Annotated in this window: 1 rRNA gene; it reads right to left on the bottom strand. The window is 49.6% G+C overall.

Going from position 1 to position 278, the window contains the following annotated elements:
* Positions 1-278, bottom strand: a 23S ribosomal RNA gene (locus L6D82_RS28505); the annotation flags it as partial.

Below are 278 nucleotides of genomic sequence, written 5' to 3'. Positions count from 1 at the left end.
TCTACCCAACCACCTGTGTCGGTTTGGGGTACGGTTCCTGGTTATCTGAAGCTTAGAAGCTTTTCTTGGAAGCATGGCATCAACCACTTCGTCGCCTAAAGGCAACTCGTCATCAGCTCTCGGCCTTGAAACCCCGGATTTACCTAAGATTTCAGCCTACCACCTTAAACTTGGACAACCAACGCCAAGCTGGCCTAGCCTTCTCCGTCCCTCCATCGCAATAACCAGAAGTACAGGAATATTAACCTGTTTTCCATCGACTACGCTTTTCAGCCTCG

The organism is Pseudomonas paraglycinae (assembly GCF_021601625.1).
Classification (GTDB): Bacteria; Pseudomonadota; Gammaproteobacteria; order Pseudomonadales; family Pseudomonadaceae; genus Aquipseudomonas; species Aquipseudomonas paraglycinae.
The sequence above is the reverse complement of the archived record's forward strand: the minus strand, read 5'-3'. Positions and strand labels throughout refer to the sequence as shown.